Origin of the sequence: Gilvirhabdus luticola, from assembly GCF_040117515.1 — a bacterium.
Classification (GTDB): Bacteria; Bacteroidota; Bacteroidia; order Flavobacteriales; family Flavobacteriaceae; genus Gilvirhabdus; species Gilvirhabdus luticola.
This window is the reverse complement of record NZ_JBEEEN010000010.1, coordinates 73,169-97,182: the sequence shown is the minus strand read 5'-3', so window position 1 is coordinate 97,182 and position 24,014 is coordinate 73,169. Positions and strand designations below refer to the sequence as shown.

Genomic DNA, 24,014 nt, shown 5'->3' with positions numbered 1-24,014 from the left:
AACTTATTGTTTTATTTTGGATGCCAATAAATATATAACTGCCATTCTTATTGCTACTCCATTTTGAACCTGATTCAAGATTATGGCTTGTTTAGAATCTGCTACATCGCTTGTAATTTCAACACCACGATTTATAGGTCCTGGATGCATAATGGTAATTTCCTTATCCAAGGAATCCAATAATTTTTTATTAATCCCGTATTGCTGTGTGTATTCCCTTGTAGAAGGAAAATAACTTATTTCCATTCTCTCATTTTGTACACGTAACATATTAGCTACATCACACCAGTTTAAAGCATTTAAAAGATTATATTCTACTTTAACTCCTAGTTTATCAATGTATTTAGGAATTAAAGTCTTTGGCCCACAAACCATTACTTCTGCTCCTTGAAGTTGTAATGCGAAAATATTAGATAGTGCCACTCTACTATGAAGAATATCTCCAACAATGACCACTTTTTTCCCTTTAACATATCCAAGGCGTTCTCGAATAGAATACGAATCTAAAAGTGCTTGTGTTGGATGTTCATGAGCTCCATCACCAGCATTAATAATACTTGCATTGACATGTTTAGATAAAAATACACCAGCTCCTGGATTTGGATGTCTCATAACAACCATATCCACTTTCATTGATAAAATGTTATTTACAGTATCAATTAAAGTTTCTCCTTTTTTTACAGAGGATTGAGAAGCGGAGAAATTTATTACATCTGCAGAAAGTCTTTTTTCAGCCAACTCAAAAGACAACTTGGTTCTTGTAGAATTTTCAAAGAATAAATTAGCAATTGTAATATCACGAAGTGAAGGAACTTTCTTAATTGGTCTGTTGATGACTTCTTTAAAGTGATCTGCAGTTTCAAAAATTAATTGAATATCCTGCTTGTTAAGATATTTTATTCCAAGTAAGTGGTTTACACTTAATTCGCTCATTTACTATTCGTTATTAATTAAATAAATTTTGTCTTCACCATTATTCTCTTGCCAATTCACCACAACTTTTTCTTCATTAATGGTATCTACTTGTCTACCTTTGTAATCTGGCTGAATTGGTAAATGTCTGCTAAATCGTCTATCTATAAGAGTCAGGAGTTCAATCTCTTTAGGCCTTCCAAAAGATTGAATGGCAGTTAATGCTGCCCTAATACTCCTACCTGTATAAAGTACATCATCTATAAATACTACCTTTTTGTTTTCTATAATTACATCAACTTCTGTAGTATTGGCTTCTAAAGGCTTATCTCCACGTCGAAAATCATCACGATAGAAAGTTATATCTAAATAACCTAATTGAATATTTTTGATTTTATATGCTTCTGAAAGAATTTTAACTAGTCTATTTGCTAGAAATTTTCCTCTAGGTTGGATTCCAATTAAAACTGTATCAGTAAAATCTGTATGTTTTTCAATGAGTTGACAAGCCAATCGATGTAGAATGATGTTTACCTCTTTTGCATTAAGTAACACTTTTTGACTCATATTCAACCCAAACGTATTTGGAGTACAAAGGTAATGCAAAAATTTAAAAATTAAGATTAATATTAAAAATCATAATTTCATCTTCATTGCAAACAAAAAAAGCCTTTCAAATTAATGAAAGGCCTTTTTTATTCTTAACATGGAAAAAATTATTTCTTTTTTCCTGTCATTTTATCTTTTAAGTCTTGTAAAACTTCATTAGCATCACCAAGTGTCGGTTTTGCTTCTGCAGCTGCAGCTTCAGCCTTTTTAGCCGCTGCTTTCACAATCTTAGCTTCTTCTTCTTTAAAAACAGCTGTATGAGATGCAACTACTCTTTTAAACTCTTTATTGAATTCGATAATCTTAAATTCTGCCTCTTCCCCTTTTTTAAGTTTTTTACCATCTTCTTTTTCTAAATGACGAGAAGGAACAAAAGCAACAATATCATCATTAAATTCAACAGTTGCACCTTTATCTACAATTTCAGAAATTTCTGCTTTGTGTACTGTATTTAAAGCAAATTCTGTTTCGTATTTATCCCAAGGATTATCTGTTGTTTGTTTGTGCCCTAAACTTAATTTACGACCTTCAACATCTAATTCAAGAACGATAACGTCAAGTTTATCCCCAACAGAACAAAACTCACTAGGATGTTTTATCTTTTTAGTCCAAGACAAATCTGAAATATAAATTAATCCATCAATACCTTCTTCCAATTCTACAAAAACACCAAAGTTTGTAAAGTTTCTAACAATTCCTGTATGTTTAGAGCCTACAGGATATTTTCCTGTAATATCAGTCCAAGGATCTGGAGTTAATTGCTTAATACCTAAAGACATTTTACGATCTTCTCTATCTAATGTTAAAATAACTGCTTCAATTTCGTCTCCAACAGAAACGAAATCTTGTGCAGAACGCAAATGTGTAGACCAAGACATTTCAGAAACGTGAATTAAGCCTTCTACACCATCAGCAACTTCAATAAATGCTCCATAATCTGCAATTACTACAACTTTACCTTTTACTTTATCTCCAACTTTTACCTCTTCTCCTAAAGCTTCCCAAGGATGCTTGCTTAATTGCTTTAATCCTAATTGAATTCTAGATTTATCTTCATCAAAGTCAAGGATTACCACATTTAATTTTTCATCCAACTCAACTATTTCGTTTGGATGATTGATTCTTGACCAAGAAAGATCTGTAATATGTATTAATCCATCAACACCACCAAGATCAATAAAGACTCCGTAAGATGTGATGTTTTTTACAACACCTTCCAATACTTGACCTTTTTCTAATTGACCAATAATTTCTTTCTTTTGCTCTTCAATATCAGCTTCAATTAAAGCTTTATGTGAAACTACTACGTTTTTGAATTCGTGGTTGATTTTTACAACTTTAAATTCCATAGTTTTATTTACATATTGATCGTAATCTCTAATTGGTTTTACATCAATTTGAGAACCAGGCAAGAACGCTTCGATACCAAAAACATCTACTATCATACCACCTTTAGTTCTGCATTTCACAAAACCATTTACGATTTCGCCAGAATCATGAGCTGCATTTACGCGATCCCATGCTTTAATTACTCTAGCTTTTCTGTGAGATAATACTAATTGACCAGTTGCATCTTCACGCACATCAATTAATACCTCTACTTTATCTCCTACTTTTAAGTTTGGATTGTAGCGAAATTCGTTTAAAGAAATAACGCCTTCAGATTTTGCATTGATATCTATAATGGCATCACGATCTGTAATGTGAATTACTTCACCTTCTACAACTTCTTCGTCTAAAGTGTCAACGAAATTTTCTGCTACTAATTTTTCAAATTCTTTAAGTTGCTTGTCATCAACTTCATCAATTCCCTCTTGATAGTTGTGCCAATTAAAGTCTTTTAAAAATTTTTCTGGATTTGCTTGAGCTTCAGATACTACTGGAGCTTCAGCTGTTTGAACTTCAGTTTCTGCAACTTCTGGAGTTTCCGTTGCTACAACTTTAGCTTTTTTTGCTTTTTCAGCCATGTGCTGATTAAATTTGTATTCTGTATGTTTCGGAAGATTTAAAAGCAATAACACACAGAAGCGTTAAAATTTATTTTTATCGTTCCTTTTATCTTTCCGTCATTTGCTAAAAGGAGTGCAAAAATAGTACTTTAAAATAAATTCACCTAAACTATTTGCTTAAAAATTAAAGTTTTACTCTAAATCAACGAGTGTCTTATTTACGAGTTGTAGAATTTTATCAAATTGTTCTTGAATGGTCATGTTTGAATTATCAATCTCTATGGCATCTTTAGCTTTTACCAAAGGAGAATCTTCCCTATGTGAATCTATATAATCACGTTCTTGAACATTTTTTAGTACTTCATCGTACTCTACTTCATCTCCTCTTTCAACAAGCTCTTGGTAGCGACGCTTGGCTTTGGTTTCGGCTGAAGCTGTCATGAAAATTTTTAATTCGGCATCTGGAAAAACCACTGTTCCAATATCTCTGCCATCCATAACAATCCCTTTATATTTACCCATTAACTGTTGTTGTTTAACCAACTGATATCGAACTTCTGGGATTGTTGAAACCTGACTTACAAAATTTGATACTTCTAATGTTCTTATTTCCTTTTCAACATTTTTATCATTTAAATAAACTTCAGAAAAATCTAAACTTTCATTGAATTTAAACCTTATAGAAACATTGTGCAGTGCAGTTACCAATCCTTCTATATCAAAATGAGAATCATCAACAAAATTATTTTGCATTGCAAAAAGCGTTACTGCTCTATACATGGCTCCAGAATCAACATAAATATAGCCCAAATGCTTTGCCAACTGTTTAGCTACAGTACTTTTGCCTGTTGAAGAAAAGCCGTCGATAGCTATTATTATTTTGCTCATTATTGTAAGTCTAATTGTAAGCCGAAAAAGTTAGAATTTGCGGCACTTGTATATTTGGCATGCGTATAACTAAAGCGCATTTTATTAATTTTAATTGAGAATCCTGCAGATAATCCTGAAAAATTTCTTTGATCCACAATACGTAATTCTTCAGCTCTTCTGAAATTATAAGCTAATCTAATATTGAAACCTCCTTCAGGGAACAGCTCGGCTCCTAAAATAGTATGCCTAATAACTTGTCCGAAAAAACCAATCTTCTCTTGAGTTTGATTTCCAGATAAATCTGAAGTAGCTCTTGCAGGGTTTGGTCTTGCAATTGGCCATTTTTGCAAATTCTCAAAAGTTATATGCCATCGTATCGGAACATGTTCTAAAGTTTGTGACAGTCCAAAATCTACTTCAAAAGGAAGCGGTTCGTTTAGGCCGGCATACGTTGTAATTTGGCTTCCTAGATTTCTTACAACTAACGCAGCGTTAAAATCAATCCTATCATCAATATATATCAAACCTAAATCAACAGCAGCGCCAAAAGAGCTGTACTGTTCTAATTTTGAAGTGATTAATTTTAAGTTTCCACCAAAATAAAAATCTGAATATCCAATCTGCAAAGCATAGCCCATTGATAATGCAACTTCATTGCCAGTAAATGTTCCTGTTTGGTTACCTTCTTCATCATAGCCATCGAAAGAACCATAATTTATGTATGTAATACCAGCATGAAATGTTTGGGTTCTTCTATCAATTGTATAAGCATAAGCAGCCGTACCATAACTTATACCTCCCAAATAACTCGTATAGTTTAGAGCTAATTGATTGTCCATATCCATATTAATTGTCGCTGGATTGTAAAGCCCTTGAGTTACATCGTAGTCCACATTGGTAATAACTTTACCACCAAGAGCAGCCTGTCGAGGAGATGACACCAAATTAAGAAATTGATATGTTGATTCACCCCCTAATTGAGCTAAAGCAAAATTGCTTAAAAGCAAACAAAAAAATAAGCTGATTCTCTTTAACATAAAGGCACAAAGTAACTAAATCTATCTTAAAACGGTTTCAGGTTTGATTTATTTTTAATTCATAAAAAAACCTCGAATATAATCGAGGTTCAAATATTAAAGTTTCTTTGCGTTTTTTACCTTTTGATTCGTAATTGCTAAATTAATGACTTCGCTCATATCGGTTACATAATGAAAGCTAAGACCTTTTAAATAATCTTCTTTAATTTCATTGATATCACGTCTGTTCTCTTCACAAAGCAAGATTTCTTTTATTTTAGCACGTTTGGCAGCTAATATCTTTTCCTTGATACCGCCAACTGGAAGTACTTTTCCGCGAAGTGTAATCTCTCCTGTCATAGCCAGACTTTTCTTAACCTTCTTTTGTGTGAAAAGAGAAACCAAAGACGTTAACATAGTAACACCTGCGCTTGGGCCGTCTTTAGGCGTTGCTCCTTCAGGAACGTGAATATGAACATTATATTTATCAAAAACTTCTGGATCAATACCTAACTCATCTGCATTGGCTTTAATATATTCCATAGCAATCGTTGCAGATTCTTTCATCACTTTACCAAGGTTACCAGTAATATTCAAAGTACCTTTTCCCTTTGATAAAATAGATTCAATAAACAGAATATCGCCTCCTACTCTGGTCCAAGCTAAACCTGTTACCACACCTGCAACATTATTGTTTTCGTATTTATCGCGTTCTAGTTTCGGGCTACCAAGAACTTCAATAATATCTTCATTAATTACTTTGACATTATAATTTTCTTCCATAGCAATATTTTTGGCAGCATGACGTACCATTTTTGCTATTTGCTTTTCAAGGCCTCTAACACCAGATTCTCGTGTATAACCTTCAACGATTTTCTCCAATTGTGGCTTACCTATTTTTAAGTGTTTGTCAGTTAATCCATGTTCTTTTAATTGTTTTGGAAGTAAATGACGTTTAGCAATTTCAACTTTTTCTTCTATAGTATAGCCTGTAACATTAATAATCTCCATTCTATCAAGTAATGCAGGTTGTATATTATTCAAGCTATTAGATGTTGCAATGAACATAACTTTTGAAAGATCGTAGCCCATCTCAAGAAAATTGTCATAAAACTCATTATTTTGTTCTGGATCTAAAACTTCCAGCATTGCGGAAGAAGGATCTCCTTGATGAGAATTTGATAGTTTATCAATTTCATCTAAAACAAAAACAGGGTTTGATGTGCCAGCCTTTTTTAAACTTTGAAGAATTCTTCCAGGCATTGCACCTATATATGTTTTTCTATGACCACGAATTTCTGCCTCATCTCGCAAACCTCCAAGAGACATTCGTACATATTCTCTACCGAGTGCTTCAGCAATTGATTTACCAAGTGAAGTCTTACCAACACCTGGAGGTCCTAAAAGACAAAGTATTGGTGACTTCATATCGTTTCTTAATTTTAAAACAGCCAAATACTCAATGATTCTTCTTTTCACATCATCTAGACCATAATGATCTCTGTCTAGAATTCTTTTAGCACGTTTTAAATCAAATTTATCTTTGCTGTATTCGTTCCATGGTAAATCCAAAAATAAATCCAAATAATTCCTCTGAATGGAGTATTCTGCCACTTGTGGATTCATACGTTGCATTTTAGCTAACTCTCTATCAAAATGCTTAGCAACAACTTCGTCCCATTTTTTTTCTGAAGCACGAACTTTCATCTCATCTATTTCCTCCTCATAGCTTACTCCTCCAAGTTCTTCTTGAATAGTTTTGATTTGCTGATGAAGGAAATATTCACGCTGTTGTTGATTTAAATCACTTTGTACTTTGGATTGAATATCATTCTTAAGTTCGAGTTTCTGAAATTCGATATTCATATATTTAAGTGTGGCAAGAGCTCTTTCTTTTAAATCATTTTGCTCTAACAATGATTGCTTCTCATTCACAGAAAGATTCATGTTTGAAGACACAAAGTTTATTAAAAATGAACTACTCTCTATATTCTTTATGGCAAAAGAAGCTTCACTTGGAATATTTGGACTGTCTCTTATAATTTGTAAAGCCAAATCTTTTATAGAGTCTATGATAGCTCCAAATTCTTTATTTTGATCTGCTGGTCTAGCTTCTGGAACCTCTCTTACTGTAGCAGTCATATATGGTTCTTCAGTAATTACCTCTGCAACTTTAAAACGTTTTTTTCCTTGAATTATAACTGTTGTATTGCCATCTGGCATTTTTAATACACGAAGAATTCTTGCGACAGTTCCTGTTTCATTTATATCTCGTGCAGAAGGATCTTCAACAGATTCGTCTTTTTGGGATACAACACCTATAACTTTACTGCCGCTATTGGCATCTTTTATAAGCTTGATGGATTTATCCCGTCCGGCAGTTATTGGGATTACAACACCTGGGAAAAGCACTGTATTTCTCAACGGTAGTATTGGTAATACTTCAGGTAAATTCTCATTATTTATCTCTGCTTCATCTTCAGGTGTCATTAACGGAATTAGTTCCGAATTTTCGTCAAATTCCTGAAATGACAAACTGTCAAGATTAAGTAAATTGGTTTTCTTCATAAAAATATTTAAGCCATTATGTCATTATTTAACTAAATAACAGAACGGATATTGTTCAAAATTAAATTATAAAATGAAGTTATTTATTTTATTTTCAATTAGTTAAAAATAATTAAACTCATAACTTCTTCCATAAAAAGTCAATTAACATGCCAACTTTAAATAAATTTATTGCAGTTTTTTAATTATAACTGTAACAAAGTTTAAGTAACTTCATCTTTCTTATAAACAATTTGTTTTTGTGTCACTACCCAACCTAAATATAGAGCAACTTGCAGAGCTATGTATATCTGGAAACCAACATGCGCAGTTGGAAATTTATAACAGATATTATAAAGCAATGTACAACACTTCTTTAAGGATTGTAAAGGATACTTATGAAGCCGAAGACATCATGCAAGACTCCTTTTTAGTTGCCTTTACAAAACTAGGTGAATTAAAAGATTTAAAAACCTTTGGTGCCTGGTTAAAACGAATTGTAATTAATAACAGTATTTATCATTATAAAAAAAATAATAAATACCAAAACGTTCCTTTTGACAATGTATTATATAAAGTTGAGACTGACCAAAGCATTGGTAGTGACAATGGTTTGACCAACTTAAAAGTACAACAGGTACTGAAGGCTATTAAAGAATTAAAAGACAATTACAGGATAGCATTAACCTTAAATTTAATTGAAGGTTACGATTACGAAGAAATAAGTGAAATAATGGAAATATCAAATGCAAATTGCAGAACCATTATTTCAAGAGCAAAAGAAAGTTTAAGAAATAAGCTACTGCCTTTAGCAGCAAACTAATTAAAACTCAAGTTATGAGTAAAGATAATTTAGATAATCTTTTTGAACAATTTAAAAATGACTTTGATCTTGAAGAGCCAAGAACAGATCATAAAGGTCGCTTTCTTGATAAGTTAAACACTTATCAAAAGGGTTCTGAAAAGAAGCATAAATCGGCTTTCTGGAAACCTTTATTGGGTATCGCAGCTACTATAGTATTATTAGTTGTATTCTCAATAGGAAATCAAAAAAACGATGATACTCGTGACTTGGCGAGTGTTTCGCCAGAAATGGCGGAAACAGAAGATTTTTTTACTACGACTATTGAAGTTGAACTTAAAAAAATAACTAGCGAATCTTCTCCTGTAACCCAACTTCTGGTTGATGATGCGTTAAAACAAATGAAAATTTTAGAAAATGATTACGAAAAATTGAAAAAAGATCTATCTATAAGTGATGATGACAATCGCGTTATTTATGCCATGATTTCAAACTTCCAAAATAGAATTGACCTTTTAAAAAATACACTAGAACAAATTGATACTGTAAAACAATTAAAAAATATAACAAATGAGAACAAAGCTACAATTTAGAGCCATTGTTGTACTTTTATTAGTACCATCTTTTATTTTCAGTTTAACAAGTAATAACGTTAAACATGAAAAAGAAAAAACGATTAAAAAAGAGTATTCAGTAAATTCTGATGCAACACTCAAAGTAAACAACAGTTATGGTAATATAGATGTTGTTACTTGGAATCAAAATACTATTGAAATTGAAGTTATCATTACAACAAATAGTAATAACGAAGAAAAAGCACAAAAAAAGCTTGATGATATTTCTGTAGAATTTGAAGCCTCTCCAAGTATGGTTTCTGCAAAAACTAAATTTAATAGCTCTAAATCCGGTTCGTGGTGGAATTGGGGCAAAAACGATAAGGTAAACGTAAAAGTGAATTACATTATAAAAATGCCAATAACAAATAATGTAAATCTCAATAACAATTATGGAAGCATCAATCTTGATAAATTAGAAGGTCAGGCTAACATAAACTGTGATTATGGTCAAGTAACCACAAAAGAATTAATGGCTGATAACAACAATATTTCTTTCGACTATACCAATAATAGCCATTTCGAATATATAAAAAGTGGAAAGATAAATGCCGATTATAGCAGTTATACAGTTGCTAAAACAAAGCAATTGGATATCATTGCAGACTATACAAACTCACATATTGAAATAGCAGAAGACGTCAACTATAAATGCGATTATGGAAATATAAAAATTGACAAAGTAAATTCTGTTATTGGCAAAGGCGATTATCTAACTGCAGTATTTGGAGATGTTCATAAAAATATCCAATTAAAAGCAGATTATGGATCTATTAAAATAAAGAATATTACAGCAAACGCTGGTAATGTATCAATAGAGTCTGATTACACTGGCATTACCATTGGGTTTGATCCTAATTACAATTTTAATTTTAATCTTGATCTACAATATGCGTCATTAAGGAATAAAGGCGAAATTGAAATAATGAAACAAATTGAAAAAAGTAACACCAAGAATTATGCGGGTTACTACGGAAACAAAAATGCAAGCAACACAATTACAATCAATTCAGATTACGGAAGCGTATCATTATCAAAAAATTAATCAAAAAACAACAGACATGAAAAAATTAATCAAAATACAACATGCAATTTTCACATTAATTCTTCTATTTACTTTATCAGTAAGCGCGCAATCCAATAAAACTATAAAAGGAAATGGTAAGATTTCTTCTAAAACCATAAAAACAGGTGATTATGATGGCATAGCCTGTGCTGGTTCCATGGATTATATACTTGTAAATGGTACTGAAGGAAATATTACTGTTGAAGGTGAAGAAAATTTACTAGATTATATTGTTGCAGAAGTAAAAGACAATACCCTTAAAGTTAAAGTAAAGAAGAATTTCAACTTAAAACCTAGTAAAAATAAAACAATTAAAATCACTATTCCTTTTAAAGATATAAGCAGTGTAGCACTTGCTGGTTCTGGAGACTTATGGAATGAAGATAATATAAGTACAAATCATTTGGAAGTTGCACTTGCTGGTTCCGGAGATTTAACTTTAGACATTGAAACCTCTGAAGTTGAGGGAAAAATAGCTGGTTCTGGAGATCTAACCTTGAAAGGAAGCACTAATAATCTCATCGCTAAAGTGGCTGGTTCAGGTGATTTTCACGGATTTCATTTACAAGCCAATAACACAGATGTTGCAGTTGCTGGCTCTGGAGATGCAGAAGTCGTAAGTAATCAGTCAATAAAAGCAAGAGTAGCAGGCTCTGGTGATATAGCATATAAAGGCAATCCAGAAAAAGAAGATAATAAAGTGTCTGGCTCTGGAGACATTAGTAAATCATAATATGCAAGATGTTAATATAAAGAAGCCACTAAATAGTGGCTTTTTTTATTTCACGTATTTAGTTTTAGTAATTGTGCTTAATACAATAAATGCGATAACAAAGAAAATGCCTAAACTTAAAACAGACCATTGCATAGAACCATTAAAAAATGAAGTGAGCAAGCCAAAAACAATCATACCAAATACTATTGCAATTTTTTCTGTTACATCATAAAAACTAAAATAGGTTGCATGGTCTTCTGTATCTGGAAGCAATTTAGAATATGTTGAACGAGAAATAGATTGAATTGCTCCCAATACGAGTCCTAATAATCCACCAAGTGAATAAAAATAAAGATCAACATTTTCTTGAGACTTATCTATTAAAAACGCTGTAATACAAACTATTGCCCAAATAGCAATGGTTACTTTTAAGGTTTTTATATTACCTATTCTATTTGATAGTCTAGAAAACAAAAAAGCTCCAACTACTGCGACTAACTGAACAACTAAAATGGTAATAATTAAATTTAAAGTTGGTAAGCCAAGCTCATCGCTACCAAAAATTCCCGCCATATAGATAATGGTTTGTGCGCCTACACTATAAAAGAAGAATGAAATCAAAAACGTTTTCAATTGAGGATAATTAACCAACTCTTTTGATACAATTTTAAGTTCTCTAAAACCTTTCCATATATAATCTTTTTCTGGTTTGCGATTATAAATATTATTAGGTAATCTTTTATATGTGATTTGCGCAAAACCTAACCACCAAACACCAACTAACACAAACGTTATCCTTGAACCAAATGCTTTATCATATAATCCAAAAACTTCAGTTTCTATTAAAATCATACTTAAAATCAATAACAAGACAGAACCCAAATAGCCATAAATAAAGCCTTTTGCACTTACATTATCTTGTTGTTCAGGATATGCTACTTCTGGCAAATAGGCATTATAAAAAACAATACTTCCCCAAAAACCTATACCTGCAGTTATTGTAAATACAATTCCAACCCATAATGTATCTGCATCTTTAAAAAAATATAATCCCATAACTGACAACGAACCTAGTAAACAAAAGAATTTTAAAAACTTAAGCTTATTGCCTGTATAATCAGCGATGCCTGATAGAATTGGCGAAATAAACGCCACTATTAGCATATAAAATCCTATCGTATAATTTAATAAAGTTGTAGAATGCCAATGGGTTCCTAGAAAATCTATTTTACCTTCAACATTTTCAAGCAATTTGGTCATTCCGCTATAGTAAATTGGAAAAATAGCAGTACTAATCACTAATGAGTATACCGAATTTGCCCAATCGTAAAATGCCCAGGCATTGATTAATTTCTTACTTCCCTTTTCTAATTTACCCATGATTGATTAACTTTTAATTCTATTTTGAGGAACTTTAAATAATAGGAATATGCCAAATAAAAAGAAAACAAATAAAAATAATATGGCATTTCTCATGGTTCCTGTAATCTGATCCACAACACCATATATAACCATACCTAAAACAATTCCTATTTTTTCAGTTACATCATAAAAGCTAAAATATGAAGTAGTATCTTCTGTTTTGGGTAAAAACTTTGAATAAGTGGATCTAGATAATGCTTGTACGCCACCCATAACAAACCCAACGATACTTCCTACAATGTAAAAATGAAAAGGTGTTTCAATAAAAAAAGCATAAAAGCAAACAAACATCCATATAAAATTAATAGCAATTAAAGTGACAATATTCCCAAACCTTTCAGAGGCTCTTGAGGTTACAAATGCTCCAATTATACCGACAATCTGTATCAATAAAATACTAATGATTAAACCAATTGTTTTTTGGTTTTGATTAGCCCAATTAATTTCTTCTTCCCCAAAATACACAGCCATTAACATGATGGTCTGCACTGCCATGCTATAGACAAAAAAAGCATTTAAAAATCTTTTTAATTTAATGCTAGATTTAAGTTCGTTCCAAACACCATTTAATTCTTTATATCCGTTCAACAGTACAGAGTTTGTAACTTTATGTCCTTGAGAAACGCCTTTTGGCAAATAATAAAATGTATATTGACTAAACAATAGCCACCATATTCCCACAGAAACAAATGAATATCTCATAGCTTTCATTGTTGCCACAGATTCTTCTCCTTGTATATTAAAAAAATTAGGGTAAATAATCATTGCTAAATTGATTAATAATAAAAGAACACTACCGGAATACCCAATCGCAAATCCTTTAGCACTTATTTTATCCTGCTGCTCCGGAAAAGCAATATCAGGCAAATAAGAATTATAAAACACCAAACTTCCCCAATAGCCAATAAGTCCAAAAAAATAAAACAACATACTTATGTATATATGCTCCAAACTGAACCAGTAAAGACCAATACAACCAAAACTACCCAAATAACAAAAAAATTTCATGAATGTTTTTTTATTTCCTATATAATCTGCAACACCTGATAATAAAGGAGACATAAATGCAATAACCAAAAAAGCAAAAGCCGTAACAAAGGAAATTAAAGCTGTGCTTTTCATTTCAAACCCAAATGCTTGAATTCTAGCTACAGAGCCCACAAAAAGTGATGCATAAAAAAGTGGGAAGATAGTAGAAGCAATTGTAAGCGTATAAGCCGAATTTGCCCAATCAAAAAATGCCCAAGCATTAAGCAGTTTTTTGCTTCCTTTATCTAATTTTTGCATAAAAAAAAGCTACTCGTTAATGAGTAGCTTCTAAAGTAATCATTTATTTTTAAATCTAATATTTACCTAATGGCCTAAATGAGGTAATCCCAAATTTTGCAGCTTCTTCTTTAGCTTTTGGAGTTAATTTAGTAAGATTTGCTATTCTAGATTCATTTGCAGGATGGGTACTTAAAATTTCTGGTGGTGCTTGTCCTCCACTGTTTGCATTCATACGCTTCCAAAGTTCAGCGGCTTCGTCAGGATTATAACCAGCTATTGCCATTAAATATAATCCAATTTCATCTGCTTCGCTTTCATGACTTCTACTAAATGGTAGCATACCTCCAACCGAAGTTCCAATACCATAGGCTTGGTTGTATAGCTCAAGGTTTTCATCATTTTGTAAAGCAACATTTAATCCAATAGCTCCGGCTTGTTGTAAAAGGCCTGCACTCATCCTCTGTTGTCCATGATTTGCTAAAGCATGGGCAACTTCATGACCCATTATGACTGCAACTCCTGTTTCACTTTCTGCAATGGGCAAAATTCCTGTATAAAATGCAATTTTTCCACCTGGCATACACCAAGCATTGACTGTTTCAGATTCTATTAAATTATATTCCCAAGCATAGTCTTTTAAATAGCCTTGAAATCCATTTGCATCTAAATAACGTTCAGCGGCAACTGCAATTCTTTGTCCTACACGCGTAATCATTTCTGCTTTAGAAGTTCCCTTAACTACTTTACTTTCTGATAAAACCTGATTATATTGTTGAAAAGATGAAGGAAACAACTGATCATTAGATACCAATGCCATCGTTTGTTTACCCGTAAAAGGATTTGTAGCACAGGATAAAATAAGTAAAAGCACTCCAATTAAAGATATCTGTTTTTTAAATTTCATTGTTCATTGCATAAAATGTTAATAGTTATAAATTTACAAAAATCATTCCATTATTAATTTCATAATTCATTCTAAGATTTACATAATTCATTCTAAGATTTACATAATTCATTCTAAAATGATAAAACAATTATTTTGTGCCTATAATGTGTAGTTCAGTAAAATTTTTATCAACTATCATACTATTATCACCATTCATTTTAACTTCTGATAACGGAATTAGAACATTATCTATTTCAATTTTCGTTACTTTAAATGGTAAGCCATGTAGTTTTACTAAAAAGGTTTCATAGGCAGCAGTATATTTCCCTTCTTTATGTTGTTGAATTATTAGTTGCTTTGGCTTACCCGTAAGTTTAAAAGTTCTTAAGCTATACCTTCCTTTTATATAATCATAACCATCATGAGCATCATCATAAAACATAGAGTTTTCTTTACCTTCTTTATAATAAACATCTAATGTTACTCGTTCAATTTCTTTTTCATCAACATACTGCTGTACTGGATATTTAGGAATAATAGCTCCTTCTTTAACAAATACTGGGATACTATCAATATCGGCATCTACCCACATTTCTTTACCTCCTTTTACAATTTTATCTGTCCAAAAATTAAACCATTTTCCTCTTGGTACAAACATGCGTCTTCCTTTAGCGTTTGGTTCTATAATTGGGCATACTAATATTTTATCTCCATAAATAAATTCATCTGTTCTGTAATGTGTATGCACATCATCCTGATCAAACAATACCAGAGACTTTAACATTGGAATACCTTCGTCCGCATATTGCCAAAAGGCAGTGTATAAATATGGTAGTAACTGGTAACGTAATTCTATAAACTTTCTTACAATATTAGTAACGTCTTCATCAAAAGCCCATGGCTCCTGATTTCCATGATCTCCTGAAGAATGTACCCGACAAAATGGGTGAAATACACCAAGTTGAATCCATCTCGTAAACAATTCTCCATGCGGTTGCTCTGCAAAACCACCAATATCACTTCCGGCAAAAGAATATCCAGACATTGCTAATCGTTGCGCTTGTATATTAGCAATCCACAAATGTTCCCAGGTTGCAACATTATCTCCAGTCCAAGTAGAGGTATATCGTTGAGTTCCAGAATAAGCCGATCTTGTTATAACAAACGGTCTTTTAGGGTAAGCATATTTTTTCAAACCTTGGTATGTTGCTCTTGCCATTTGCATACCATAAATATTATGAGCTTTTCGATGACTACAACGATTACCATCATAATCATGTCTTACATCATTTGGAAATGTTTTATTAGGAACCTCCATTACTGCCGGCTCGTTCATATCATTCCAAACTCCTTTAACACCTATTTCTTCAATTAGCTCTTTAAATAAACTAGACCACCAATCTCTAACTTCAGGATTTGTAAAATCTGGGAAATAACATTCTCCTGGCCAAACTTTCCCTTTCATATACGGTCCATCTGCACGCTTACAGAAATAATCTTTTTCAAGTGCTTCTTTAAAAACACTGTAATCTTTGTCAATTTTTATTCCAGGGTCAATAATAACCACAGTTTTAAAGCCATCTTCTTCCAATTCACTAACCATTCGTTTAGGATCTGGAAAATAGTCTTTATTCCAAGTAAAACACCTAAAACCATCCATATAATCTATATCCAGATAAATGGCATCACATGGTATCTTTAATTCTCTAAACTTTTGAGTAATTTCCTTTACCTTGCTTTCTGGATAATAGCTCCATTTGCATTGGTGAAACCCTAAAGCCCAAAGTGGCGGAAGCTGATGTGGTTTGCCTGTTAAATCCGTATAATTGGCAACAACATCACTCATTTGTGGGCCATAGATAAAATAATAATTCATCTCGCCTCCTTGTGCCCAAAAGCTTGTAACATTACGACGTTCTTGTGCAAAATCAAAATAAGTTCTAAAGGTGTTGTCAAAAAAGATTCCGTAGGCTTTATTATTATTTAATCCTGTATAAAATGGAATGCTTTTATAAATTGGATCTGTATTTTTTCCGTAGGCATAAGAGTCTGTAACCCAATTTTGGAATCTCTGACCTTTGAGGTTTAGCTTTACAGGTTTGTCTCCAAGTCCAAAATAACTCTCTCCATCATGCGAAGTTTTACTCATTTTAACAATATCTCCTCCAAATTCGTAGCTCTCTTCCCAATGAAATCCGATCTCATCTTCATTAATTAACGATAAATCTTTAGCATCAAATAATGAAATTCTCAAATTTTCTTTTGAAATTTCACAAATAAGTTTTGAAGTAATAACTTTATAAAGGTTTTTATCTTCTTCTATTTTTAAAAAATTATAACCTCTGCTTGCATATTTAGTTATTGCATACGAAAAATCTTTTTCAAAATTTCCTGTTGTAGCATATCTAAATCGTAAAACGCTATCTCTTAATATGGTTAATTCTAATACGACATTATTTTCGGTAGTGAAATATAATGTATCGACATCCTTTTTGTAATCAATTATTTTAGTAGGAAACAAATTTCCTTTTAATTCTAATTCTGTATTTACTATCATAAACTTCTAAATATGAACAACAAAAAAACGCATAAGTTTAGACATAAAAAACATTAGTTAATAAGAATTATTAACGATAACGTTTTCGTATCAAATTTTTACAAAAATGTCAAAAAAACACGCCTTTTAATACGGAATTATTTTTTAGAATTTTGATATTTAAAGGCTACCATACCCAATGGTGGTATAGTAATTTCAACCGAGTAATTTCTAAACTGCCAATCTTTTTTTTGTGCTGTTAAAATTTTGTTTTTAAAATTCCCTGAACCATTGTATTTTTTTAAGTCGCTATTAAAAATTTCTTTTAATTTTCCACTTTTTGGCAACCCAATGCGATGATTTTCTCGTGGTACTGGCGTCATATTACAAGCAATAATCAAATCATCAGATTTTTTTTCTCCATGTCTTATGTAAACTAAAGTAGAATTTTCTGCATCGTTATGGTCTATCCATTCAAAGCCTTCTGCTGAAAATTGTTTTTCGTATAAAGCAGGTTCTTTTTTGTAAAGAGTATTTAAATCTTTTATTAATGACTGTATACCTTTGTGTACATCATACTGCAATAAATGCCAATCTAAACTTTCTTGAAAATTCCACTCTTCACTTTGTCCAAACTCTGCTCCCTGAAACAATAAGTTCGTGCCAGGATGCGTAAACATATAGCTGTATAACAGGCGTAAATTAGCAAAACGTTGCCACTCATCACCCGGCATTCTCCCCAAAATGGATTGTTTTCCATATACTACTTCATCGTGAGATAAAGGCAACATAAAATTCTCTGTAAAGGCATAGGTCATAGAAAACGTCAAGTCGTTTTGATGGTGTTTTCTGTAAATTGGTTCTTTTGCAAAATACTGTAATGTGTCATGCATCCAACCCATCATCCATTTCATACCAAAGCCTAAACCCCCTAAAAATGTAGGTTTAGACACCATTGGAAACGATGTAGATTCTTCTGCAATGGTTTGCACATCTGGAAAACTACTATAAACAGCTTCGTTCATTTCTTTCATAAATGCAATTGCATCTAAATTTTCCCTACCTCCAAACATATTAGGTTCCCATTCTCCATCTTCGCGTGAATAATCTAAAAACAACATAGACGCCACAGCATCTACGCGCAAACCATCTGCATGATATTGGTCTAACCAAAAAATGGCATTACTGATTAAAAAGGATTTTACTTCGTTACGACCATAATTAAAAATTAAACTTTTCCAATCTGGATGATAGCCTTTACGCTTATCTGGATGCTCATATAAGGATGAGCCATCAAAAAAGCCTAAACCATGCGCATCTTCAGGAAAATGTGATGGCACCCAATCTAAAATAATACCAATATCATTTTGATGCAATTTATCAACGAGTAATTTAAACTCTTCAGGGTAGCCAAATCGTGACGTAGGTGCAAAATATCCTGTAAGTTGGTAACCCCAAGAAGGATCATAAGGAAACTCCATTACTGGCATTAACTCAACATGTGTAAAGTTCATGTCTTTTACATAATTCACCAATTCATCCGCCAATTCTACATACGATAAAAAACGATTTTCTTCAATATGTTTTTTCCAAGAACCAAGATGAACTTCGTAAACAGAAAAAGGAGCATTAAGAGCATTGTTTTTTTTACGATTTTTCATCCATTTAGAATCTTTCCAAGAATAAGGTTCATCCCAAACAATTGATGCAGTATTTGGTGGGTGCTCACAACGGCGAGCATAAGGATCTGCCTTTTCAGTCTTTATATCATTATTGTGGCTTTGAATTTTATATTTATATGTACTTCCTTTACCAACATTAGGAATGAATCCTTCCCAAATACCACTTTCATCCCATCGAACATTTAGTTTGTGTTCACCTTCTATCCAATAATTAAAATCTCCAATTACAGAAACTGTTTTTGCACTCGGAGCCCAAACAGCAAAGTATGTTCCGTTTTCGCCATCTACAGTCATCACATGAGACCCAAACTTTTCATAGAGTCTATAATGTTTTCCTGCTTTAAAAAGATTGATATCGAAATCTGTGAACAGACTGTGAACCTTTACGTGTGCCATAAATTAATGATTAATAATGTTAGAGATTCCTTTTAATGGAATCACTGCCCAACGTGGGCGTGAATTAAGTTCGTAACCCAATTCATAAACTGCTTTTTCCAATAAAGAATATTTAAGTAAAAATATTCGCTCTTGTTGATAACCAATATTAATATTGGCCTTTTTTATTTCAATTATATAAGTTTCCAAAAATACACCAATAAAATATTTATATAACAATTCACCTGCCTTAAATAAATCTTCAAGATTGTGATTGTATTTACTTTCATTGTTAAATATAGTGGCATAAATGGCATAGTGAAAAGATCTGAACATGCCTGCTACATCTTTTAATGGCGGTTGTTTCACTTTTCTATCTCTAATTGTACTTTCTGGTTCTCCTTCAAAATCAAGAATATAAAAATCGTTGTCTTGAACCAATACTTGCCCTAAATGATAATCGCCATGAACTCTAATACGTTCCCCTTTAAATTTTGTCCAATCAAAACTTACAAAACGTTTTCTAATGGTATTCTTTTTGTTTAAAAATTCATTTGCCAATTCTAATGCCAATCCATCTAATTTGTGTAAGTTATTTTCTATTGTATTAAGTCTATTTTGAAATTGATAAATCAAACGGTTCTTTAACCAAACTTCATAGTCGCCATTAAATCGTGCTGGTGTAAAGGCAGTTTCTTCAAATTCAGATCCTAATGCTACGTGCATTTCTGCAGTACGCTTTGCCAAGGTTTGAATTTTTGTAAATAAGCTTAAACCACTCCAATCAATAATTTGATGTGGTACGTCATTAATTGCTAATCTGTTAAATAATTCTGTTTCTGGCAAGGCATTTATATCAATATTTTTGGTTTCCAGGTTAGAAAAAACCAAATGCAATTCTTTTAGCATATATTCCCAAGCATCTCCTTGATTATCAATCATTTCTTGCATTAATGCAATAGTAATATATTCATTGTCTGAATCTATAACATTAATACTACCTAAATAAGCTGGTGTGTTTTTAAAATCCTTCTTTTCAGATAAAAACCGGCTCATTTCATAATCTGGGTTTTTATCTGAATAAATTCTTCTAAAAAATTTTAATACATATTTTTCATTATAAACAATAGAGGTATTGCTTTGCTCTAGCCCCATAAATCTTGAAGATTTATATTCTTGGTCTAGTAATTTTACGCTTTTATGATATTGAACTTTAGTTTTATCAACAGGTAAGGCTGTTAAAACTCGTTCAAAAACTAACTTTCTGAAAGCTTCAAGGTTTATTGCATCAATAATAAAACCTTCTTGACCTTTGATACTTATTGGTAAAATTCGATCATCATTTGCAAAATTTTTATCTGTGACAAACGCAATTGGCAAAAAATAATGTTGATAAAAAGCTTCCTCAAAATTAACTTCTAAAAGCAAGCCATAATAGACTTCCCCATGTTGTTGTATTCTAAAATATTCTGCAAGTTCAATATATTTTAACTTACTAGCCTTGCCGCCATACCAACGCTGTTTAATAATGTAATCTTCTAAAACATCTGAAAGAAATATTTTAACGAAATTTTTATTCTCCAATAACTGTTCCCAATTTTCTTCAAAATTGTATGGCGTTTGCAATAATGTTTTAGATTCTATTTTTGACATTTTATTTGACGACCTTAAAAATATGAAAAGGCAGTGTTGGATGCAATTCTATATAATTCCATTCATTAGACCAATTATAGCTGCTTTCAGTTATTAAATCCTTGACTTGAATTTGTTGTCCATTTACAATACCAAAATCTTGAAGTGGTAATTGAACCGAGCCTTTTTGAGAATAATACGCGTCTAAACTAATAACGACTAAAATTTCGTTAGTTCTAGCGTTGTTCCATTTATAAAAGGCTAACAAATTATCGTTTTCAATATGACAAAATTTTATATTATTTGTTTGCTGAAGCGCTTCCTGCTCTTTCCTAATGTTATTGATTTTTGTAATAAGTGTTGTAATCTTATTCTCTATAGTCCAATCGTAATGGCAAATCTGAAATTTTTCAGAATTTAAATACTCTTCTCTACCAGGTAGGGCATCACTAATCATGTACTCAAATACAGGACCATAAATCCCAATACTTGAGCTTAAAGTCGCTGCCAATGCATAACGTTGAAGATAAGTAGATTCATTAGCACCTTGCAAATGATATGGATTAATATCTGGAGTATTTGGCCAGAAATTTGGCTGCATATATTCACGAAGTTCTGTCTGTGTGAGCTCGTTCATATATTCTATGAATTCATATTTACTATTGCGCCAAGTAAAATAAGTGTAAGATTGAGTGTAACCTTGTTTTGCTAATTGCTGCATAACTTTAGGTTTTGTAAAAGCCTCGGCTAAAAAAATAATATCAGGATGCTGTTTCTTAACTTCAGAAATTATCCAGTTCCAGAAATAGTATGGCTTTGTATGTGGATTATCTATTCTAAAAACATTAATACCACAGTCTATCCAGTATAGCAGTATATCTAAACACTCTTGCCACAAATTTTTGTAATCTTCACTTTCCCAATAAATTGGCAATATATCTTGATATTTTTTTGGAGGGTTCTCGGCGTATTGAACAGTTCCATCTGGTCTCCATTTAAACCATTTTGGGTGTTCTTTTACCCAAGGATGATCTGGTGCAGCTTGCAACGCGTAATCCATTGCAATTTCAACATTAAGTTCTTTAGCTTTATTAATTAAGCTTTTGAAATCTTCAAGACTACCAAGTTGCGGATGAATGCCTTTATGCCCACCATGTTTTGAACCAATTCCCCAAGTAGAACCAACATCACCTTCATGTGCTGTTGTTGTATTGTTTTTTCCTTTTCTGTTGACTTCTCCAATAGGATGTATAGGTGGGAAATATAAGGTGTCAAAACCCATTTTAGCCACTCTTGGTAATAAACGTTCGCAATCTTTAAATGTACCGTGTTTGCCATCGGTTTCTGAAGATGAGCGTGGAAAAAATTCATACCATGTACTAAATCTGGCTTTTTTCCTATCCACATATACTTGTAATGGTTTTGAAGTATTTGCTAGTTTTTTTTCTGGATATTTAATAAAAATGCTATGTAATTTTTTACTTCCAGCTTCTTTAATAGCCTCATCATAATCTTGATCTGCTATAAAAATGTGCTGAAGATGTTCTAAATACTCCTTTTCTGAAGTTGAAGCTTTTTTTGAGGTTGTTTTAAGAAAACTAACGCCTTCCAATAATTCAGAAGTTACTTTTTGCCCATCAGCAATCTTACGTTCTATACCATGTTGCCAATTCAATGCATAATCTACCCAGCCTTCAATTTTATAGGTATAAAATCCTTGCTTTTTTACTGTGAAAGAAGCTTTCCATTCATCATTATTAACCAAATGCATTCTAGTTTCATTCCACTTCTTTTCATTTTCATGCTTGTACCAAACTGAAGCTGCAATAACATCATGGCCATCAACCAAGACATGAGCATCAATATTAACGATCTCATCTACTACCCTTTTAATAAAAAACTCACCACAATTAATTTGTGGCGATACATAATCAATTACAACTCGCTTCTGGTTTTGCATTTTTGAAAAAATAAGCTTTTAAAAATTCTAATTTAATAATTTTATCTACAATAAAAATGAAATACTTGTATTAATGGTAGAAATATGTCATTAAATCGATTTCGTAATGAAAGTAAATGTTCTACGACCAACTTAAAAATCAAAAAATACTACTTTTTAAAATGAAAAAAATCGGCTTGATTTTGCTTTTAGGTTTATTTATAGGATGCAATAGTTCTGCTCAAAAAAAACAAAATTCAGATAAATATAAAATTTCAAAAACTGATGCTGAATGGAGAGCAGAATTGACAGATTTACAATACTACGTTATGCGTAAAGAAGGAACTGAACCTGCTTTTTCCAGTCCTTTGGATAAAAATTTTGAAAAGGGTATTTATGTCTGTGCTGCTTGTGAAACTCCTTTATTTAAAAGCGAAAATAAATTTAACTCTGGTACTGGTTGGCCAAGTTTTGATCAAGAAATAAAAGGTAATGTTGCATATTCTTCTGGCGGAAATTCATATTTTGGCATAGAAGAACATTGTGCTATCTGTGGCGGACATTTAGGCCATGTTTTTAATGATGGCCCAAGAGAAACTACAGGTAATAGACATTGTATAAATGGTGTTGCACTAAAATTTATTCCAGAAGATGAATAGCTATCTTAACAGTGTTATTAATAGATTTGAGACTTACAAAACATTAGGTGAAAAAACATTCAAACAACTTACATTCGAGGAAATGCAATGGCAGAGTGATGAAGATTCAAACAGCATTTCAATAATTGTTAAGCATATTGTAGGTAATATGTTGAGTCGCTGGACAAACTTTTTAACAGAAGATGGCGAAAAAGAATGGCGCCACAGAGATCAAGAATTTATTGACACCTACACTACAAATGAGGAAATGATGGCTTCATGGGAAAGTGGCTGGAATGTTTTATTTAATGCTATAAAGCCATTGACAGTAGATGATTTGGAGCGTAAAGTTTATATCAGAGATGAAGAACATTCTGTCATAGATGCAATTAATAGACAACTAGCTCATTATGCATATCATATTGGTCAAATTGTTTTTATTGGCAAGCTTATAAAAGGTGATAGTTGGAAATCTCTCTCAATTCCAAAAGGAAAATCTTCTGAATTTAATGCCGGAAAATTTAAAAACTAAATA

Annotated in this window: 19 protein-coding genes; 6 read left to right on the top strand and 13 right to left on the bottom strand. The window is 32.1% G+C overall.

Going from position 1 to position 24,014, the window contains the following annotated elements; all coding sequences use genetic code 11:
* Positions 1 to 3: 3 nt before the first annotated feature.
* From AAFP94_RS14305 to lon, 6 genes are all read right to left on the bottom strand, one after another.
* Complete coding sequence (locus AAFP94_RS14305; protein WP_316663401.1) at positions 4 to 933, bottom strand: aspartate carbamoyltransferase catalytic subunit; 930 nt, start codon at positions 931 to 933, stop codon at positions 4 to 6.
* Positions 934 to 936: 3 nt separating this feature from the next.
* The gene (gene pyrR / locus AAFP94_RS14300; RefSeq protein WP_316663403.1) at positions 937 to 1,479 is read right to left on the bottom strand and encodes a bifunctional pyr operon transcriptional regulator/uracil phosphoribosyltransferase PyrR; all 543 of its coding nucleotides are present in this window, start codon (positions 1,477 to 1,479) and stop codon (positions 937 to 939) included.
* Positions 1,480 to 1,628: 149 nt separating this feature from the next.
* Positions 1,629 to 3,488: a 30S ribosomal protein S1 gene (gene rpsA, locus AAFP94_RS14295; RefSeq protein ID WP_316663405.1), complete on the bottom strand. Its 1,860-nt coding sequence runs from the start codon at positions 3,486 to 3,488 to the stop codon at positions 1,629 to 1,631.
* 174 nt (positions 3,489 to 3,662) lie between these two features.
* On the bottom strand, positions 3,663 to 4,358 hold the full coding sequence (gene cmk / locus AAFP94_RS14290) for a (d)CMP kinase (RefSeq protein ID WP_316663406.1): 696 nt from the start codon (positions 4,356 to 4,358) through the stop codon (positions 3,663 to 3,665).
* Positions 4,358 to 5,377 (bottom strand): type IX secretion system protein PorQ, encoded by a 1,020-nt coding sequence (gene porQ / locus AAFP94_RS14285; RefSeq protein ID WP_316663407.1) that lies wholly within the window; start codon positions 5,375 to 5,377, stop codon positions 4,358 to 4,360. The genes cmk and porQ overlap by 1 nt, the downstream gene beginning before the upstream one ends.
* A gap of 96 nt (positions 5,378 to 5,473) precedes the next feature.
* Positions 5,474 to 7,924: an endopeptidase La gene (gene lon, locus AAFP94_RS14280; RefSeq protein WP_316663408.1), complete on the bottom strand. Its 2,451-nt coding sequence runs from the start codon at positions 7,922 to 7,924 to the stop codon at positions 5,474 to 5,476.
* Between the two features lie 241 nt (positions 7,925 to 8,165).
* Here lon and AAFP94_RS14275 point away from each other — a divergent pair, with 241 nt between their 5' ends.
* The 4 genes from AAFP94_RS14275 to AAFP94_RS14260 are packed head-to-tail and all read left to right on the top strand — an operon-like array spanning position 8,166 to position 11,118.
* Complete coding sequence (locus AAFP94_RS14275) at positions 8,166 to 8,726, top strand: RNA polymerase sigma factor (RefSeq protein ID WP_316663409.1); 561 nt, start codon at positions 8,166 to 8,168, stop codon at positions 8,724 to 8,726.
* Between the two features lie 14 nt (positions 8,727 to 8,740).
* The gene (locus AAFP94_RS14270; protein ID WP_316663412.1) at positions 8,741 to 9,298 is read left to right on the top strand and encodes a hypothetical protein; all 558 of its coding nucleotides are present in this window, start codon (positions 8,741 to 8,743) and stop codon (positions 9,296 to 9,298) included.
* A complete protein-coding gene (locus tag AAFP94_RS14265) occupies positions 9,276 to 10,364 on the top strand; it encodes a DUF4097 family beta strand repeat-containing protein (RefSeq protein ID WP_316663414.1) in 1,089 nt (362 codons plus the stop codon). Before AAFP94_RS14270 ends, AAFP94_RS14265 begins: the two co-directional genes overlap by 23 nt.
* Before the next feature lie 16 nt (positions 10,365 to 10,380).
* Positions 10,381 to 11,118 (top strand): head GIN domain-containing protein, encoded by a 738-nt coding sequence (locus AAFP94_RS14260; protein ID WP_316663416.1) that lies wholly within the window; start codon positions 10,381 to 10,383, stop codon positions 11,116 to 11,118.
* 45 nt (positions 11,119 to 11,163) lie between these two features.
* On the opposite strand, the gene AAFP94_RS14255 is transcribed toward AAFP94_RS14260, so the two are convergent.
* The 7 genes from AAFP94_RS14255 to AAFP94_RS14225 all read right to left on the bottom strand — a co-directional run bounded on the left by AAFP94_RS14255 (position 11,164) and on the right by AAFP94_RS14225 (position 22,862).
* A complete protein-coding gene (locus tag AAFP94_RS14255; RefSeq protein WP_316663420.1) occupies positions 11,164 to 12,480 on the bottom strand; it encodes an MFS transporter in 1,317 nt (438 codons plus the stop codon).
* Positions 12,481 to 12,486: 6 nt separating this feature from the next.
* Positions 12,487 to 13,809, bottom strand: coding sequence for an MFS transporter (locus tag AAFP94_RS14250; RefSeq protein WP_316663421.1), 1,323 nt, complete (start codon positions 13,807 to 13,809; stop codon positions 12,487 to 12,489).
* 55 nt (positions 13,810 to 13,864) lie between these two features.
* The gene (locus AAFP94_RS14245; protein WP_316663424.1) at positions 13,865 to 14,695 is read right to left on the bottom strand and encodes a M48 family metallopeptidase; all 831 of its coding nucleotides are present in this window, start codon (positions 14,693 to 14,695) and stop codon (positions 13,865 to 13,867) included.
* 130 nt (positions 14,696 to 14,825) lie between these two features.
* A complete protein-coding gene (locus AAFP94_RS14240; RefSeq protein WP_316663426.1) occupies positions 14,826 to 17,234 on the bottom strand; it encodes a glycoside hydrolase family 31 protein in 2,409 nt (802 codons plus the stop codon).
* A 137-nt stretch (positions 17,235 to 17,371) separates the two neighbouring features.
* Positions 17,372 to 19,291 (bottom strand): 1,4-alpha-glucan branching protein GlgB, encoded by a 1,920-nt coding sequence (gene glgB, locus AAFP94_RS14235; RefSeq protein WP_316663428.1) that lies wholly within the window; start codon positions 19,289 to 19,291, stop codon positions 17,372 to 17,374.
* 3 nt (positions 19,292 to 19,294) lie between these two features.
* Positions 19,295 to 20,923 (bottom strand): maltokinase N-terminal cap-like domain-containing protein, encoded by a 1,629-nt coding sequence (locus AAFP94_RS14230; protein ID WP_316663430.1) that lies wholly within the window; start codon positions 20,921 to 20,923, stop codon positions 19,295 to 19,297.
* Position 20,924: 1 nt separating this feature from the next.
* Positions 20,925 to 22,862: an alpha-1,4-glucan--maltose-1-phosphate maltosyltransferase gene (locus AAFP94_RS14225; protein ID WP_316663433.1), complete on the bottom strand. Its 1,938-nt coding sequence runs from the start codon at positions 22,860 to 22,862 to the stop codon at positions 20,925 to 20,927.
* Positions 22,863 to 23,023: 161 nt separating this feature from the next.
* Here AAFP94_RS14225 and msrB point away from each other — a divergent pair, with 161 nt between their 5' ends.
* Both msrB and AAFP94_RS14215 read left to right on the top strand, forming a co-directional pair.
* Entirely contained in the window at positions 23,024 to 23,500 is a 477-nt protein-coding gene (gene msrB, locus AAFP94_RS14220) for a peptide-methionine (R)-S-oxide reductase MsrB (protein ID WP_316663435.1), read from the top strand.
* The gene (locus AAFP94_RS14215; RefSeq protein WP_316663437.1) at positions 23,493 to 24,011 is read left to right on the top strand and encodes a DUF1572 family protein; all 519 of its coding nucleotides are present in this window, start codon (positions 23,493 to 23,495) and stop codon (positions 24,009 to 24,011) included. Before msrB ends, AAFP94_RS14215 begins: the two co-directional genes overlap by 8 nt.
* Positions 24,012 to 24,014: the final 3 nt, after the last annotated feature.

Bases quoted from the DNA above. Each gene is read 5' to 3' on its own strand.
- AAFP94_RS14305 (WP_316663401.1), bottom strand. From the start codon at position 933: ATGAGCGAATTAAGTGTAAACCACTTACTTGGAATAAAATATCTTAAC.
- pyrR (WP_316663403.1), bottom strand. From the start codon at position 1,479: ATGAGTCAAAAAGTGTTACTTAATGCAAAAGAGGTAAACATCATTCTA.
- rpsA (WP_316663405.1), bottom strand. From the start codon at position 3,488: ATGGCTGAAAAAGCAAAAAAAGCTAAAGTTGTAGCAACGGAAACTCCA.
- cmk (WP_316663406.1), bottom strand. From the start codon at position 4,358: ATGAGCAAAATAATAATAGCTATCGACGGCTTTTCTTCAACAGGCAAA.
- porQ (WP_316663407.1), bottom strand. From the start codon at position 5,377: ATGTTAAAGAGAATCAGCTTATTTTTTTGTTTGCTTTTAAGCAATTTT.
- lon (WP_316663408.1), bottom strand. From the start codon at position 7,924: ATGAAGAAAACCAATTTACTTAATCTTGACAGTTTGTCATTTCAGGAA.
- AAFP94_RS14270 (WP_316663412.1), top strand. From the start codon at position 8,741: ATGAGTAAAGATAATTTAGATAATCTTTTTGAACAATTTAAAAATGAC.
- AAFP94_RS14265 (WP_316663414.1), top strand. From the start codon at position 9,276: ATGAGAACAAAGCTACAATTTAGAGCCATTGTTGTACTTTTATTAGTA.
- AAFP94_RS14260 (WP_316663416.1), top strand. From the start codon at position 10,381: ATGAAAAAATTAATCAAAATACAACATGCAATTTTCACATTAATTCTT.
- AAFP94_RS14255 (WP_316663420.1), bottom strand. From the start codon at position 12,480: ATGGGTAAATTAGAAAAGGGAAGTAAGAAATTAATCAATGCCTGGGCA.
- AAFP94_RS14250 (WP_316663421.1), bottom strand. From the start codon at position 13,809: ATGCAAAAATTAGATAAAGGAAGCAAAAAACTGCTTAATGCTTGGGCA.
- AAFP94_RS14245 (WP_316663424.1), bottom strand. From the start codon at position 14,695: ATGAAATTTAAAAAACAGATATCTTTAATTGGAGTGCTTTTACTTATT.
- AAFP94_RS14240 (WP_316663426.1), bottom strand. From the start codon at position 17,234: ATGATAGTAAATACAGAATTAGAATTAAAAGGAAATTTGTTTCCTACT.
- glgB (WP_316663428.1), bottom strand. From the start codon at position 19,291: ATGGCACACGTAAAGGTTCACAGTCTGTTCACAGATTTCGATATCAAT.
- AAFP94_RS14230 (WP_316663430.1), bottom strand. From the start codon at position 20,923: ATGTCAAAAATAGAATCTAAAACATTATTGCAAACGCCATACAATTTT.
- AAFP94_RS14225 (WP_316663433.1), bottom strand. From the start codon at position 22,862: ATGCAAAACCAGAAGCGAGTTGTAATTGATTATGTATCGCCACAAATT.
- msrB (WP_316663435.1), top strand. From the start codon at position 23,024: ATGAAAAAAATCGGCTTGATTTTGCTTTTAGGTTTATTTATAGGATGC.
- AAFP94_RS14215 (WP_316663437.1), top strand. From the start codon at position 23,493: ATGAATAGCTATCTTAACAGTGTTATTAATAGATTTGAGACTTACAAA.